This is a genomic window from Streptomyces sp. NPDC020747 (assembly GCF_044334695.1).
Taxonomy (GTDB): Bacteria; Actinomycetota; Actinomycetes; order Streptomycetales; family Streptomycetaceae; genus Streptomyces.
In genome coordinates, this window is record NZ_JBIRTJ010000006.1 from 163,358 (window position 1) to 178,233 (window position 14,876).

Consider the following 14,876-nt stretch of genomic DNA (forward strand, 5'->3'; position numbering starts at 1 on the left):
GCATGGAGATCCGGATCACGATGGACGGGGCTCGGCACGACACCGAGCGGCGTTCGCTCTACAAGTGGCTGTGCGACGACCGGGAGTTGAGGGGGGTCGTCGAGGTCGCGATGGTCGGCTCGGGCCCACAGGAGCCGGACTCCGACGTGATGGGCCCGTGCTTCGAGGTCATCGGGATCGTCCTGGACACCGCACTCCAGCTCGGCAGCCTCGCGGTGGCGATCGCGGCGTGGCGGCAGGGACACACACCCCGTTCGACGATGGTCATCGAGCGCGACGGGGTCAGGATCACGCTCCCCGAGGACCGTCTCGACGACGCCGAGGCGCTGCTCCGCGCCCTGGACGACCGGCGCGTGGACCGATGACACCGAGGAAGCCGAGGACACCGACGCCCCTGACGCCCCTGACGCCAGGGGAGACGAACTCCCGGCTCGATCCGGCGCGTTCGACCTGCGTGCTCATCGGAGTGGACGCGTACACGGACCTGGAGCCACTGCGGGCCGTCGCGAACAACCTCACCCGGCTCAAGGAGACCCTGACCGACCCGGACATCTGGGGCGTACCCGCGGAGTCCTGCCAGATCTTGTCCAACCCGGTGACCCAGCAGGAGCTGGTCGGTCCGGTCCGCAAGGCGGCCTTGGCGGCCCAGGACACCCTGATCGTCTACTACGCGGGACACGGGTTCATCGACCCCACTGACGGCGCGCTCTACCTGACACTTCCGGGGACGGAACGCGGGGAGATCGACGGAGCCGTACCGTACGAGTGGCTGCGCCGCGCCATTCGCGACAACGGCCTCGCCAGGCGTCGCATCGTGGTGCTGGACTGCTGCTACAGCGGCAGGGCGCTCGACGGCATGTCCGCCGAGGAGACACTCCAGGTCGCGGCGCTCATGGACGACGTCGAGGGCTCGTACGTGGTGGCTTCGGCAGCCGGGACCCAGCAGGCCCTGTCCCCTCGGGGCGAGGAGTGCACGGCGTTCACCGGCGAACTCGTGAAGGTGCTGGAGCACGGCATCCCGGACGGTCCGGAGGTGCTGCCCCTGAACACGATCTTCCGCCAGGTCGGCGCCCGACTGAGGAAGAAGAGGCGACCGCAGCCACAGCTGCAGGACCAGAACGGCGTCGGGTCACTGCTCTTCGTGAAGAACAGGCAGCGCCCCGCAGCCGCCTCCCCACCACCGGCGGACTCGGCTTCGGACTCACCCGGGAAGAAGCGCGGGTGCCTGCTGGCCGTCGCGGTCGTGGTCGTCGCGACTCTCACGACCGCCGGGGCGCTGGTGTGGTGGCCGGAGGGAAGAGCGGCCGGGCCCTGCTCCGGCGAGTCGAAGGGCGTGTCACTGCTGAGCGTCTCCGACAACCTGAACAAGGTGGACACCCCCAAGTACCAGAGTGGGCCCCTGGAAGGTCTGTCCGCGATCGCCCTGGAGGGGCCGGCCCAGGCATGGGTGCTGGCGGACAACGAGCCGGGCCGGATGTTCCGCGTACCGCTCGGTGATCCCGGACGTCTCGACCCCGACACCGAGGCCGGGGTGGGAATCCGCATCCTCAGGCACCGGGACGGCACGCCGTACAAGGACGACTTCGACGGTGAGGGTCTGGTCGTCGAGAAGGGCGGCGAAACCGTGCTGATCAGTACGGAGAAGGACTCGACGATCCACCGGTTCCAGGTCGGGGACGGGAAGGAACTGGGCACCCTGCCCGTCCCGAAACACTGGAAGAACGCGCGCGAGGGCGGGCGGGCCGACGGAAACCGCAACGTCGAGTCCCTGACCGCCACTTCGGACGGCCGGTACCTCTACACGGGGCTGGAGGGACCGCTGGCGGGCGACGACGACGCGGCGGGGCGCAACCTGCTGCGCATCCAGCGCTACAAGGGCTCGGCGGGCGCCTCGTACTCCCTTGACGGCCAGTACGCGTACGAGGCCGACGCGGGCGCCTTCCTGACCGAACTGGTGGCTGTCGGCCCCGACCGGCTGCTCGCCCTGGAGCGCACGTACTCGGCGGGCATGGGCAACAGGATCCGCGTCTACGACGTCACCCTCACCGGCATGAGGGACGTCACGGGCATCGAGTACCTGAACGACGAACTCGCCGACACATTCGCCACCCAGAACAAGAAACTCGTCCTCGACCTGGCCGACTGCCCCGCGGGAGACCTCGAAGCGCCCGAAGGCCAGACCCAGCCCAACCCCCTCCTCGACAACGTGGAGGGAATGGCCCTGGGCGGCCGGCTGACCAAGGGCGACGACCGCGGCCGACGCCTGCTCTACCTGATCAGCGACGACAACGGCAGCTCGACCCAGGTCACCAGGCTGTACGCCCTGAGCGTGTCCCTGAAGTGAATCCACGCCGCCAGATACGGATCGGCCTGTTCAGATGCAGATCACGATCTTTCCTCGGGTGCGTCCGCGCTCGGCGTGCGCGTGGGCGTCGGCGATCCGCTCCAGGGGATAGGCCTGTTCGATACGGGGTGTGTAGCGGCCCTGCCCGCCCAGTTCCGCGGCCGCGGACAGGAGAGCGGAGTCGTTCACCGCGTGGGCCACATGCGTGCCCAGGCGCTGCCCGCCCTCGTGGTCGGCGACCGTCACGACGCGCTTCGGGTCGCCCGCGATCGCGACGAGGTCGTCCAGGGAGCCGGAGGCCGCGGTGTCGAGCACGATGTCGACGCCGTGCGGAGCGAGGGTGGTGAGGCGCTGCGCGAGGCCGGGGCCGTAGGTGGTGGGAACGGCGCCGAGAGAGGTGAGGAACTCGTGGTTGCGTTCGCCGGCTGTCCCGATCACGGTGGCAGCACCTTGGGCCACGGCGATCTCGACCGCCGCGCTGCCCACGCCTCCGGCGGCGCCCTCGACGAGGAGGGTGCGCCCCGCGAGGGGGCCGAGCGCGTTCAGTCCGCCTATCGCGGTCACTGACGCGAGACCGGCGCCCGCGGCCTGCTCGTCGCTCCACGTGGCGGGGGTGCGCGCCCAGGCCGAAAGGATGAGCAGCTCCGCGGTCGCGCCGGTGACGCCGCCCAGCCCGAAGACCCGGTCGCCGATGCTCACCCCCTGCACCCCGTCGCCGATCTCGTCGACCACACCGGCGCCGTCGCGCCCGGGAATGCCGGGCAGGTCCAGGGGGAAGATCTGGTGCAGGGCGCCGGAGCGCAGTTTCCAGTCGATGGGATTGACGCCGGCCGCCGCGACGCGGATACGAATCTCACCGGGTCCGGGGTGGGGGTCGGGGGCCTGCTCGACCACGAGGATCTCCGCTCCGCCGTATTCGTGGAACCGGGCTGCGCGCATGATGGTCTGCCTTACTTTGACGGGCCGGAATGACGTGTTCATCCGATGCTCGTCACCCTAGAACCTGACGTTGACGTGAGGTGCAAGTCGCAATTGCCGCCCGGCCGGAGGAGGGCGGGCGCGGGTGGGCGAGGTTGCCGAGCGGGCGGGGGTGACCGCTGCCAGGTCATGATCGATCTCGGCGCCGGCAACGGTTCGGGCGACCCCCAGGGCTGCCCCCGGAGCCGGCATTGCTAGCCTTAACCTGACGTGAACGTGAGGTACGAGCGGGAAGTGAGTGACCTGCGTCATGCGCATCGGACAGCTCGCCAGGCGGTCAGGGGTCAGTGTGCGGGCCCTGCGCTACTACGAGGAACAGCGGCTCCTGGAATCGGCGCGGACGTCCGGTGGGCAGCGTGAGTATCCCGACGAAGCCCTGGAGCGGGTCCAGCTCATCCAGGACCTCTTCGCGGCCGGCCTCTCCAGCCGTACCGTCGTCGAACTCCTGCCGTGCGTGAGCACCGGCGTCGCGACCCCCGCCATGCTCGACCAGCTCATCATCGAACACGACCGCATCGCCGCACGCATCCAGGACCTGACCCGGGCCAAGACCAAACTCGGCCGCGTGATCGAGAACGTGACCGCGGCGAACGTGCCGCAGGACTGATCGACCCGTCGCGAGGGGTGGGGCCCCGACGTGTCCGGCATCTACCGGGCACCGGCCGGCCACGGGAAGCCCCAGGCGTATCAAGCAACGCGATGCCGAGAGCATTGCCGATCTCGTTGCTGGTCTCCGCGATCGCGCCTGCGGATCCGGCGCGCTCGGGAGGGACTGCGGCAACGGCGGTGTCGGCGACGACAGCGAAGGAAATGCCATAGCCGAGGCCCGCGACCGCGGTGGGTGCGACGTACCAGCCGATTCCGCCTGTGATGGTGGTGGGCAGCAGCAGGAGCAAACCGGCGGCGATGGAGAAGTAGCACACGAGCAGCGCGGCCCGCAGGACGGGGAACGCCGAGGATGGACCGCAGGCAGATCCCGGCCAGGTACGCGGCAGCTGACCTACGCGTACGGTACGAACACCGGGATCAAGGCCGTGGCGTCCGGCGGCCACGGCCACACCGAGGACGAACTGCGCTACGTACGCCGCCGCTACCTGTCGGCGGAGGCAGCCCGCGCCATCGCCGTCCAGATCGCGAACGCCACCTTCGCCGCCCGCAGCACAGAGCTGTGGGGCCAGGGCTCGACCGCGGTCGCCTCCGACTCCGCCCATGTCCGTGCCTACGACCAGAACCTCTTCACGGAGTGGCACTCGCGCTACGGCGGCCGCGGAGTGCTCATCTACTGGCACGTCGAGAAGAAGTCCCTGGCCATTCACTCCCAGCTGATCAACTGCACCGCCTCCGAGGTGGCCGCGATGATCGAGGGCGCGATGGGGCACGGCACCACCATGGACCTGGAAGCCAACTACACCGATTCGCATGGCCAGTCGGAAATCGGGTTCGGCATCACGCGGCTGCTGAACTTCGACCTGCTGCCGCGTATCAAGCGGATCAACAAGGTGAAGCTGTACCGGCCGGTGGCCGGCGAGCCGGACGCCTACCCGCAGCCGACTCCGGCGCTGACCCGCCCGATCCGCTGGGAACTCATCACCCAGCAGTACGACCAGATGATCAAGTACGCGACCGCGATCCGAACCAGGACGGCGTCCACCGAGGCGATCCTGCGGCGCTTCACCCGCAACGCCTCCCATCCCACCTACGCGGCGATGCTGGAGGTCGGCCGCGCGCAGAAGACCATCTTCGTGGCCCGGTACCTGCGGCTGAGGGACCTACAGCGGGAGATCGAGGAGGGCCTGAACGTCATGGAGTCCTCCAACGGTGCGAACTCCGTGATCGCCTAAGGCAAGGGCGGGGAGATCGCCTCGAACCGGCGCGACGAGCAGGAGATGTTCGTGCTGTGCCTGCGGATTCCGCAATCGGTCCTGGTCTACGTGAACACCCTGATGCTCCAGGACGTCTTGAACGAGCCGGAGTGGGCGGACCTCCTCACGCCCGCCGACCGGCGCGGCCTGACCCCCCTGTTCTGGTCCCATGTGCGCCCGTACGACGAGGTCACCCTCGACATGGCCGCCGCCTCAACCTCACCGCGGTCAAGGTGCCCAGCCCTCGTACAGCGGGCGATGAGGAGCCGGCCGAGGAAGGTGCGGACGCGTAAGGGCTGTCCAGTCCCGCCACCGACGCGGTGCCGGTGACACGGGCCACCAGCTCGGCGTCTACGAACGGGCGCCGTTTGCACTGTTCGACCAGCTCAGCCAGGTGCTCGCGCGAACATGCGGTCAGCCACGGCTTCCCGTCGAACTGCGGATCAGGCGCGTGGACGACCGACTGATCCGGCACCAGCGCATCATCTCGGAGTCATTGACGACCACCGTTCCTCACAGATCACCTAGCTCAGGCAGGCGTCCGACACCGCCCCGCCCGACCCCGTCCGTCCCCCCTTCCTGCCTCCCTGCCCCCGCCGCCGCGCGTCAAGAGCGTGAAGAACGAAGAAGAAGCAGCTCAAAGGCTTGGCGTTTCTCACCGATCAGCAAGAATCGAAATCAAGTTCTCAGATCTGGTTCTGCCCGCCGTCGACGTAGATGTTCGCGCCGACGATGTAGCTGCTCTGTCCGGAAGCCAGGAACGCCACCACTGCGGCGACCTCCTCAGGACGCCCTATGCGGCCCTTGGCCACGGTCGCGGCGACATTCTCCTTGACAGCGGACAGTGTCTCCTCGCCGCCGAGAATGTTGGCGAGTCCGGGAGTTTCCACCCCACCCGGCGACACTGCGTTGACCCTGATGCCCCGGCCTTTGAGTTCGTTGGACCATGTCCGCGCGAATGACCGGACGGCGGCCTTGGACGCCGCGTACGCACCGAACGCCTCCATGCCGTTGTCGGCGGCTGTGGAGGAGGTCAGGATGACCGAGGCGCCGTCATTGAGCAGCGGGAGCGCCTTCTGCACGGTGAACACAGTGCCCCGGACGTTGACTCCGAAGGTCTGGTCGAAGTGGTCTTCGGTGGTCTGTTCCAGCGTGACGAACGTACCGACCGCCGCGTTCGCGACGAGCACGTCCAGTCCCTGTCCCCGGGCCCGGACCGCGTCGTAGAGCCGGTCCAGGTCGGCTGCCTCGGAGATGTCGCCGGCCACCGCGGTGGCCCTGGATGCTCCGATGGTCTCGATGGCGGCGTCCAACTCGGTCTTGCGCCGGCCTGTGATGAACACGTGCGCGCCCTCGTCTGCCAGACGTGCGGCGGTGGCCAGACCGATTCCGGTGCTGCCGCCGGTGACCACAGCCGTCCTGCCCTCAAGCTGTCCCATGTAAGTGTCTCCATATCCCTCTGTGTTGACCTGCTTCGATAGCCATCCTTCAGGAACACCCCGGTACGGTGCATCATGTGTAGTCCTTGTTTCTTTACGTATCGTCCAGAAGGGAGGTGGGCGTGCTCGGCTCCAGCGATCCGATCGCCGACGCCATCGGTCTTCTGCGCCCTCGCACCGTGATCGACCCCGGTCTTCATGCGGCAGGGCCGTGGGCGCTGCGCTTCGATCAGTCCTCGCATGTCAAGCTTGGTGTCGTCGCGCGCGGCGCATGCTGGCTGACCCTTGACGGGCACAAGCCCGTTCTGCTGGAAGAGGGCGACTTCTACCTGCTGGGCAACCCCCCGCCTTACGTCCTGGCCAGCACAGTCACCGCACCATCGCGCCCCGCGAAGCCGCTGTGGGGGAGCGCCAAGGACGGTGTCGTACGCATCGGCCCGGAGGCCGAGGAAGACACGTACCTCTGCGGCGGGCACTTCTCGTTCGAGGACACGAAGACCCCAGTCCTGACCCAAGTCCTACCGCTGCTCGTGCTTGTCCGTGCCGCAGATCCCCGCGGCAGGCTCCTGGCACATCTCAGCGAGCTCCTGGTCTCCGAGACCAGGACCGCCGCCGCCGGCAGCTCTCTCGTCCTGAACCACCTCGCACAGGTCCTGTTCGTCCACATGCTGCGCGCCCACGCCGAACAGGCCGATCAGCCCACCGGCTGGCTGGGAGCGCTCAACGACGACGGTATCGGTGCAGCCCTTCGCGCCATGCACACCGACGCAGCACACCCCTGGACACTCAAAGAGCTGGCCGCTATCAGCCACATGTCACGTTCCGCGTTCGCCTCATCCTTCAAGGGCCGGGTCGGAACCACCCCGCTGGACTATCTGATCCAGTGGAGAATGAGCCTCGCCCGCGACGCCCTGAGTCATGGCACGCGAACGATCTCCGAACTCGCGTTCATGATCGGCTACAAATCCGAGAGCGCGTTCAGCAGCGCATTCCGTCGCGTGGTCGGCTCCTCACCCAAACAATTCCGGATGAGTAGCACTGGGACCGACAACCCGAAGGTCGTACAAGCGCACGGGTGACCGAAAGGCGTCGCGCATGTTCGCGAACACACGGCTCGTTCGCGCGGCGCTCACCTATCGACCGATTGATGAGCAAGATCGGTAAGCGATGGTGCGCGGCCGGATCGGCGCCGGATCATGCCCATAAAACGGTGTCAGAAAGTCGATGTGCTCAAGAACTTGAGGAGCACCTTTTTCTCTACGATCTGGCGGGTGCAGCCACCCCAGGACGACGACACCGCCGATCTCCTCGCTCCCGTTCCGGCCGTACGGACCGGCAGCCTCGTGGGATACGCACGCGTGTCCACCAAGGGGCAGTTGCTCGACCGGCAGATCCACGCACTCAACACAGCGGGCTGCATCCGGATCTTCTCCGACAAGAAGTCCGGCAAGAACGCCGAACGCGAGGAACTGTGGAAGGCCCTCGACTACCTGCGCGAGGGCGACACCCTCGTCGTCCCGTCACTGGACCGGCTCGGCCGTTCCATCCAGGACCTCATCGCGATCGTGTCCGGCCTGCGCAAGCGCGGCATCGGCTTCACCTCGCTGCACGAGGCACTCGACACGACCATGCCCGGCGGGCGCCTGGTCTTCCACGTGTTCGCGGCGCTCGCGGAGTTCATCCGCGAACTCATCGTGCAGGGCACCAACGAGGGCCTGGACGCCGCCCGCGCCCGCGGCGCCCGACTCGGCCGCCCGCCGGCGATGACGGAGGAACAAGTACGTCACGCCCGCGACCTGCTCGCCCGGAGAACACCGTCACCTCGATCGCAAAGCTCCTCGGCGTCTCCACGAACACGATCTACGACTACGTGCCCGAGCCGAAGGGCGGTCGCCTCGCACTCGCTGAGGCGACGAGCACGCCGGAACTGCCCCAACCCACCAGGTCCGAGGACTGATCACTGCCGTTTACGGCTGGTGACAGCATTCTTACCGGCACCCCACATCGCGGGCGAGGACGACTCCGACGTCCAGCAGTCAGGGGATGGCCTGGATGCGCTCCATATGGTCCTCGCCCCACTCCCCGAGCGGTGCGAGTGCGGTGTTGAGTGAGCTGCCGAAATCGGTGAGCGAGTACTCCACCTTGGGCGGAACCTGGTGGTGGACCTCCCGGTGCACCAGGCCGCTGGCCTCCATCTCCCGGAGTTGAAGGATCAGCATCCTTTCGCTGATGCCGGACACCGTCCGCCTCAACTCTCCGAAACGCAGCGCCCCCTCCTCACCGAGCGAAAACAGGATCAGCCCCTTCCACTTACCGCCCATGACGGCGATGGCGGCGTCGAGCCCGCAGACATAGGTCCGCTTGGTCATCAGCACTCCTACTGACAAAAGTGTGGGTACCGAACAGAATTGTAGGTACTTGATCAAATGTATGTGGGCTTCCAGAATGGAACGGGAGCCGCGCCCGACGCACCGATCGGCGATTGCGTGGCTGCTCAACCACCCGACCGCTGACTGGAGTTACCCATGACCAAAATTGCCCCCACACCCGTGACCGTCGTCGGGCTGGGGTCGATGGGCCGGGCGCTGGCCGGAGCGTTCGCCGACGCGGGGCACCCGACAACGGTGTGGAACCGCACACCGGCCAAGGCCGCTCCGCTGGTGGCCAAGGGTGCCGTCCACGCCCGGTCGGTGGAGGCCGCGGTCGAGGCGAGCCCGCTGGTCATCACGTGCCTGACCACCTTCGAAGACACTCGCTCCGCCCTGGAGCCGGCTGCGGCTGCGCTGTCCGGGCGTGCCCTTGTCACCTTGAACAGCGGTTCGCCCGCCGGCGCCCGCGCCACGGCTGCCTGGGCGACCGGCCATGGCGTCCGGTTTCTGGCCGGAGCGGTCAAGAACGTGCCGGAGGCCGTGGGAGCGCCGGACACGCTGCTGTACTACAGCGGAGACAAGACGGTGTTCGCCGAGTACGAGACGACGCTGAAGGTACTGGGCGGCGACACCGTCCATCTCGGAGACGAGACCGACCTCGCCGCCCTGTACGAGATGGCCGTGGGCGCCATGCTGCTGCCCGCGCTCGTCGGTTTCTTCCAGGGGGCCGCGGCCGTTCGGGTTCGCGGGCTGGAGGCGAGCAGCATGGTGCGATTCGCCGGGAAGTGGCTGGACATGATCAAGTCTCTGCTGCCGGTCTACGCCACGGAAATCGACAGCGGTGACTACACCGATGCCGCCTCCTCCGTGAATCTCTTCCTCGCGGGCGCCGCCCACGACATGGAACTGGCCAAGGAGACGAACGTCGACATGGCCTGGCTCGCTCCGCTGCACGACCTGGTGGAGCGGGCGGCTGCGGCGGGTCACGGCGACCACAGCATCTCGGCCCTGACCGAAGTACTCAGAAAGCCGGCACAGGTCGTTCGGTGAGGGAACGTCACGTTCAGACCTCACCCGGAAGGACGTTCAGGCTTTGGTGCGATGCCGAGGAGTGTCATGAGCAAGCACGCTGTAACCGTCATCGGGCTCGGGCCGATGGGACGGGCGATGTCGAGCGCGTTTCTCGACAGGGGCTACCGGGTCACCGTCTGGAACCGGACCGCGGGCAGGGCGGACGAGTTGGCGGACGCCGGAGCCGACCGGGCCGCCACGGTCCACGACGCGCTCGCCGCGAGCGAACTGGTGATCCTCAGCCTGACGGACCACCACGCGATGTACGCCGTCCTTGAGCCGGCCACCGAGGCACTGTCCGGCCGGGTCCTCGTCAACCTCGGCTCGGACACGCCGGAGAGTGCCCGCAGCGCCGCGCGGTGGGCGTCAGGACACGGTGCCCGGTACCTCACCGGAGGTGTGCAGGCTTCACCCCCGGGCATCGGGCAGCCCGGGTTCTCCACCTTCTACAGCGGGCCCAAGGAGGTCTTCGACGCGCACCGGGAGGCCCTGGAGGTGCTTACCGGCACGGACTACCGCGGCGAGGACCCAGGGCTGGCGGCGGTGTACTACCAGGTCGGGATGGACCTGTTCTGGACGACGGTGCTCGGCTGGCTGCACGCCCTCGCGCTGGCCGATGCCCACGGCGTCTCGGCCGAGGAGATCCTGCCGTCCGCGTCATCCGTCCTGGCCGGGATGCCGGACTTCCTGGCCTTCTACTCACAGCGGATCGACAAGGGTGAGTACCCGGGCGACATCGAAAGGCTCGCCATGGGTGTGGCGAGCGTCGACCATGTCCTGCAGACCGCCAGGAGTGCGGGGGTCGACACCTTGCTGCCGACGGCGGTCCTGGAGATATTCCGGCGGGGCACGGCAGCCGGCCATGCCGACAACAGCGCGACCAGCTTGATCGAGGTCCTGAAGAAGGCCGCCGTGTAGCCGCTTCGCGCCGTCAGTGGCGCAGGCCCGGTCAACACCATGAAGTGGTGTTGCCTAGAGCGCACTCCACGACGTTGGCTATGAGCCATGAAGTACACGCAGCTGGGACGCACAGGACTCAAGGTCAGCCGACTCGTACTCGGGACGATGAACTTCGGTCCGCAGACCGACGAGGCCGACAGCCACGCGATCATGGACGCGGCGCTGGACGCGGGGATCAACTACTTCGACACCGCCAACGTGTACGGCTGGGGCGAGAACAAGGGCCGTACCGAAGAGATCATCGGGAACTGGTTCGCCAAGGGCGGCGAGCGGCGCGACAAGGTCGTGCTCGCCACCAAGGTGTACGGGAACATGGCCGCCGAGGGCGACGCCTGGCCCAACCACGACAAGCTCTCCGCGCTCAACATCCGCCGCGCGGTCGACGCGAGCCTGAAGCGGCTCCAGACCGACTACATCGACGTCTACCAGTTCCATCACATCGACCGCCGCACTCCCTTCGAGGAGATCTGGCAGGCCATCGACGTACTCGTACAGCAGGGCAAGATCCTCTACGTCGGGTCCTCCAACTTCCCCGGCTACAAGATCGCCCAGGCCAACGAGATCGCCGACCGGCGCGGCGGCACCATCGGGCTCGTCAGCGAGCAGTGCCTCTACAACCTCGCCGAGCGCCGCGCCGAGATGGAGGTCATCCCGGCCGCGCAGGAGTACGGGCTCGGTGTCATCCCGTGGTCCCCGCTGCACGGCGGCCTGCTCGGCGGTGTCATCAAGAAGGAGATCCAGGGCGGGCGCCGGGCGAGCGGCCGGGCCGCCGACGCCCTCGCCGACACCGCCGTCCGCGCGCAGATCCAGTCGTACGAGGACCTGCTCGACAAGCACGGCATCGAGCCCGGCGAGGCGGCCCTGGCCTGGCTCCTCACCCGCCCCGGCGTCACCGGCCCGATCGTCGGCCCGCGCACGGCCGAACAACTGGACTCCGCCCTCAGGGCCGTCGAACTGGAACTGAGCGAGGACGTACTGACCGGCCTCGACGAGATCTTCCCGGGCCCGGGCCCGTCCCCGGAGGCCTTCGCCTGGTAGCACCGTAAGGGGCGCGGGGCTGTGACATATGCGGCTCCTCCCCCACTCTCGGCTTCGCTCGAGCGGGGGGACCCCCATCGTGGGCGCAACCAGCCACGACGGCGCCGCAGCCGCGCAACCCGCCGGAGCTCAACGGCAGCGGCGGCCGGTCACCTACCGACGGCCGCCGCCATCGCCACCACAACGAACATCAGCACAAGAACACCGGCCATGATCCGGTTACGCGTCTTCGGGTCCACGCCACCGAGCCTAACCGCCCCTCCCTCAGCCACCCCGGCGAGGGGTCGGGCGAGAGGTCAGGCGAGGGACCCGTCGGGCGGTCCGCCGAGGGGCCACCGCCCGTGCACCTCATACCGCGGCTGCTCCCCCGGCACCCCCGAGGCGGGCAGCCGGCTCCGCATCAGGCACAGCTCGCCGACCGTCCACGCCCGCCCCTCGAACCGGTCGAGCACGGCCACGTACGGAGTGAAGTCGGCCTCCTCCCGGCTCCGCGCCAGCGTGAGATGCGGCCGGTAGCGCCGGTGCTCCTCCCGCTCCACCCCGGCCTTCCGCCCGGCCGCCCCCGCCCGCTCGGCGAGCAGCCGCAACGTACGTACGTCCCCCGCCGCGCCCGCCCACAACGCGCGGCCCCCGAACCGGCCGCCGCCCCGCAGGGACAGGGGGAACGGGTCCGTCCGCCGCGCCGACCGCTCCAGCCGGGCGGACAGCTCCGGTACGAGTTCGTCGTCGACCTCTCCGTAGAACGCGAGCGTGAAGTGCCAGCCGGGCAGGCCCGTCCAGCGCAGCCCGCGGCCGGCCCCGGGCAGGTTCCTCAACTCGTCGACCACCGAGGCCAGTTCGGCGGTCACGTTCTCCGGGGGCAGCACGGCGGCGAAGAGTCTCATGGCGTCACCCTTCCAGGGAACGGATCACCGGGCACACGGCCCGCGCCATGACTGCTCGACAGGTCTACGCCGCGGTGGCCAGCGCCCGCTCCCTCGGTACGAAGCGGACCTGTGGGTGGCCGTGGTGCCAGCGCACCGACAGGCGCAGGCCGCCCACACGGGCCAGGGCCAGGCCGACGGTGATGGCGGCCAGGGCCGAGACGACTCCGCCGATGGCGAAGCCGACCCGGGGGCCGTAGGCGTCGGTGATCCAGCCGACGACGGGCGCCCCCAGTGGCGTACCGCCCATGAAGACCATCATGAACAGGGCCATGACGCGGCCGCGCATGGCCGGGTCGGTGCCCATCTGGACCGCGGTGTTCGCCGTGACGTTGACGGTCAGGCCGGCGATCCCGATCGGGATCATGAGCAGGGCGAACAGCCAGTAGGACGGGGCCAGGGCGGCCACGATCTCCAGGACACCGAAGGCGACGGCCGCCGCGACCAGCACGCGCGCCCGGGCCGTGCCACGCCGGGCGGCGAGCAGCGCGCCCGCGAGCGACCCGACGGCCATCAGCGTGTTGAAGAGGCTGTACGCACCGGCGCCGGCGTGGAAGACGTCGTCCGCGTAGGCGGAGAGCCAGACCGGGAAGTTGAAGCCGAAGGTGCCGATGAAGCCGACGAGGATGATCGGCCACATCAGGTCCGGGCGGCCCGCGACATAGCGCAGGCCCTCGCGGAGCTGGCCCTTGCCGCGCGGGGTGCGCTCGACCTGGTTGAGCTCGCGGGAGCGCATCAGGAGCAGACCGGCGATGGGCGCGACGAACGACAGTCCGTTGAGCAGGAACGCCCAGCCCGTGCCCACGCTCGTGATCAGCAGGCCCGCGACGGCGGGGCCGACCAGGCGGGCGGACTGGAAGTTGGCGGAGTTGAGGCTGACCGCGTTCTGCAGCTGCTCGGGGCCGACCATCTCGGAGACGAAGGACTGCCGGGCCGGGTTGTCGATCACCGTGGCGAGGCCGACGGCGAAGGCGGCGACGTATACGTGCCAGACCTGGACGTGGCCGGAGATGGTGAGGAAGGCGAGCGCGAGGCCGGTGAGGCCCATGGCGGTCTGGGTGGCCAGCAGTGTCGGGCGCTTGGGGAGGCGGTCCACGAGGACACCGCCGTAGAGACCGAAGAGCAGCATCGGCAGGAACTGCAGGGCCGTGGTGAAACCGACGGCGGCGGATGAACCGGTGAGGCTCAGCACCAGCCAGTCCTGGGCGATGCGCTGCATCCAGGTGCCGGTGTTGGAGACGACCTGGCCGGTGAAGAACAGCCGGTAGTTCCTGATCTTCAGCGAGCTGAACATCGAGGAGCGGGGCTTGGGAGCGGACGGGGAGTTGTGGGCGGCAGGTGCGGGGGCGGAGTCTGCTCCGGGTCCCGTACTCAACGGCGTTCGCCTCCTTGGACGGGGGTGGGTTCGGTGCGCGCGGCGTGCGGGTGCGCGCGGTTACAGATGCGCGAGCTTCTCCAGGACGGGGGCGGCCTCGCGGAGTTTCGCCCAGTCGTCCTCGTCGAGGCCCTCGACCAGTCCGGCCAGCCACGCGTTCCGCTTGCGGCGGCTCTCGTCGAGCATGGCCTCGGCCCGCTCGGTCTGTGTGACGACCTTCTGGCGCCGGTCCTCGGGATGCGGCTCCAGCTTGACCAGGCCCTTGGCTTCGAGGAGCGCCACGATGCGGGTCATCGAGGGCGGCTGCACATGCTCCTTGCGGGCGAGCTCGCCCGGGGTGGCCGTGCCGCAGCGGGCGAGGGTGCCGAGCACCGACATCTCGGTCGGGCTCAGCGACTCGTCGACCCGCTGGTGCTTGAGTCGACGTGACAGGCGCATCACGGCGGATCGCAGGGAGTTCACGGCGGCAACGTCGTCGCCATGGGTCAGGTCAGGCATGTTCCTTAGAGTAACTCAT

General features: G+C 68.6%; 14 protein-coding genes and 2 pseudogenes. 9 read left to right on the forward strand and 7 right to left on the reverse strand.

The genetic code is table 11. From position 1 onward, the window contains the following. Window positions 1-2: 2 nt before the first annotated feature. Both ACH4YP_RS18160 and ACH4YP_RS18165 read left to right on the forward strand, forming a co-directional pair. The gene (locus ACH4YP_RS18160) at window positions 3-365 is read left to right on the forward strand and encodes a hypothetical protein (RefSeq protein ID WP_398491156.1); all 363 of its coding nucleotides are present in this window, start codon (window positions 3-5) and stop codon (window positions 363-365) included. After that, window positions 362-2,344: an esterase-like activity of phytase family protein gene (locus tag ACH4YP_RS18165; RefSeq protein ID WP_361057804.1), complete on the forward strand. Its 1,983-nt coding sequence runs from the start codon at window positions 362-364 to the stop codon at window positions 2,342-2,344. The genes ACH4YP_RS18160 and ACH4YP_RS18165 overlap by 4 nt, the downstream gene beginning before the upstream one ends. Before the next feature lie 30 nt (window positions 2,345-2,374). On the opposite strand, the gene ACH4YP_RS18170 is transcribed toward ACH4YP_RS18165, so the two are convergent. After that, on the reverse strand, window positions 2,375-3,283 hold the full coding sequence (locus tag ACH4YP_RS18170) for an NADP-dependent oxidoreductase (RefSeq protein ID WP_361057806.1): 909 nt from the start codon (window positions 3,281-3,283) through the stop codon (window positions 2,375-2,377). A 289-nt stretch (window positions 3,284-3,572) separates the two neighbouring features. On the opposite strand from ACH4YP_RS18170, the gene ACH4YP_RS18175 reads away from it, so the two are divergent. Then, the gene (locus ACH4YP_RS18175) at window positions 3,573-3,929 is read left to right on the forward strand and encodes a MerR family transcriptional regulator (RefSeq protein ID WP_361057807.1); all 357 of its coding nucleotides are present in this window, start codon (window positions 3,573-3,575) and stop codon (window positions 3,927-3,929) included. Between the two features lie 67 nt (window positions 3,930-3,996). Here the strand turns inward: ACH4YP_RS18175 and ACH4YP_RS18180 are convergent. Continuing rightward, a pseudogene (locus ACH4YP_RS18180) lies at window positions 3,997-4,260 on the reverse strand (MFS transporter); the annotation flags it as partial. Between the two features lie 96 nt (window positions 4,261-4,356). Between ACH4YP_RS18180 and ACH4YP_RS18185 the strand changes: the two are divergent. Beyond that, a pseudogene (locus ACH4YP_RS18185) lies at window positions 4,357-5,514 on the forward strand (transposase). A 356-nt stretch (window positions 5,515-5,870) separates the two neighbouring features. Here the strand turns inward: ACH4YP_RS18185 and ACH4YP_RS18190 are convergent. Beyond that, window positions 5,871-6,623 (reverse strand): SDR family oxidoreductase, encoded by a 753-nt coding sequence (locus ACH4YP_RS18190; RefSeq protein ID WP_354609174.1) that lies wholly within the window; start codon window positions 6,621-6,623, stop codon window positions 5,871-5,873. Between the two features lie 122 nt (window positions 6,624-6,745). On the opposite strand from ACH4YP_RS18190, the gene ACH4YP_RS18195 reads away from it, so the two are divergent. Both ACH4YP_RS18195 and ACH4YP_RS18200 read left to right on the forward strand, forming a co-directional pair. Next, window positions 6,746-7,702, forward strand: coding sequence for an AraC family transcriptional regulator (locus tag ACH4YP_RS18195; RefSeq protein ID WP_398491157.1), 957 nt, complete (start codon window positions 6,746-6,748; stop codon window positions 7,700-7,702). A 192-nt stretch (window positions 7,703-7,894) separates the two neighbouring features. Next, window positions 7,895-8,734: a recombinase family protein gene (locus ACH4YP_RS18200; RefSeq protein WP_398491158.1), complete on the forward strand. Its 840-nt coding sequence runs from the start codon at window positions 7,895-7,897 to the stop codon at window positions 8,732-8,734. Here the strand turns inward: ACH4YP_RS18200 and ACH4YP_RS18205 are convergent. After that, entirely contained in the window at window positions 8,660-8,992 is a 333-nt protein-coding gene (locus tag ACH4YP_RS18205) for a winged helix-turn-helix transcriptional regulator (protein WP_398491159.1), read from the reverse strand. The two genes, ACH4YP_RS18200 and ACH4YP_RS18205, sit on opposite strands and share 75 nt — an antisense overlap. Before the next feature lie 156 nt (window positions 8,993-9,148). Here ACH4YP_RS18205 and ACH4YP_RS18210 point away from each other — a divergent pair, with 156 nt between their 5' ends. The 3 genes from ACH4YP_RS18210 (at window position 9,149) to ACH4YP_RS18220 (ending at window position 12,061) form a co-directional block, all read left to right on the forward strand. Continuing rightward, window positions 9,149-10,042 (forward strand): NAD(P)-binding domain-containing protein, encoded by an 894-nt coding sequence (locus tag ACH4YP_RS18210; protein WP_361057813.1) that lies wholly within the window; start codon window positions 9,149-9,151, stop codon window positions 10,040-10,042. A gap of 66 nt (window positions 10,043-10,108) precedes the next feature. Continuing rightward, complete coding sequence (locus ACH4YP_RS18215) at window positions 10,109-10,981, forward strand: NAD(P)-binding domain-containing protein (protein WP_361057815.1); 873 nt, start codon at window positions 10,109-10,111, stop codon at window positions 10,979-10,981. An 87-nt stretch (window positions 10,982-11,068) separates the two neighbouring features. Beyond that, window positions 11,069-12,061, forward strand: a complete 993-nt coding sequence (locus ACH4YP_RS18220) for an aldo/keto reductase (RefSeq protein ID WP_398491160.1) — start codon at window positions 11,069-11,071, stop codon at window positions 12,059-12,061. Window positions 12,062-12,357: 296 nt separating this feature from the next. Here the strand turns inward: ACH4YP_RS18220 and thpR are convergent, their stop codons facing one another. From thpR to ACH4YP_RS18235, 3 genes are all read right to left on the reverse strand, one after another. Beyond that, a complete protein-coding gene (gene thpR / locus ACH4YP_RS18225) occupies window positions 12,358-12,945 on the reverse strand; it encodes an RNA 2',3'-cyclic phosphodiesterase (protein ID WP_361057818.1) in 588 nt (195 codons plus the stop codon). A 64-nt stretch (window positions 12,946-13,009) separates the two neighbouring features. Continuing rightward, entirely contained in the window at window positions 13,010-14,359 is a 1,350-nt protein-coding gene (locus tag ACH4YP_RS18230) for an MFS transporter (RefSeq protein WP_361057820.1), read from the reverse strand. A gap of 60 nt (window positions 14,360-14,419) precedes the next feature. Beyond that, window positions 14,420-14,857, reverse strand: a complete 438-nt coding sequence (locus tag ACH4YP_RS18235) for a MarR family winged helix-turn-helix transcriptional regulator (RefSeq protein ID WP_143639706.1) — start codon at window positions 14,855-14,857, stop codon at window positions 14,420-14,422. Window positions 14,858-14,876: the final 19 nt, after the last annotated feature.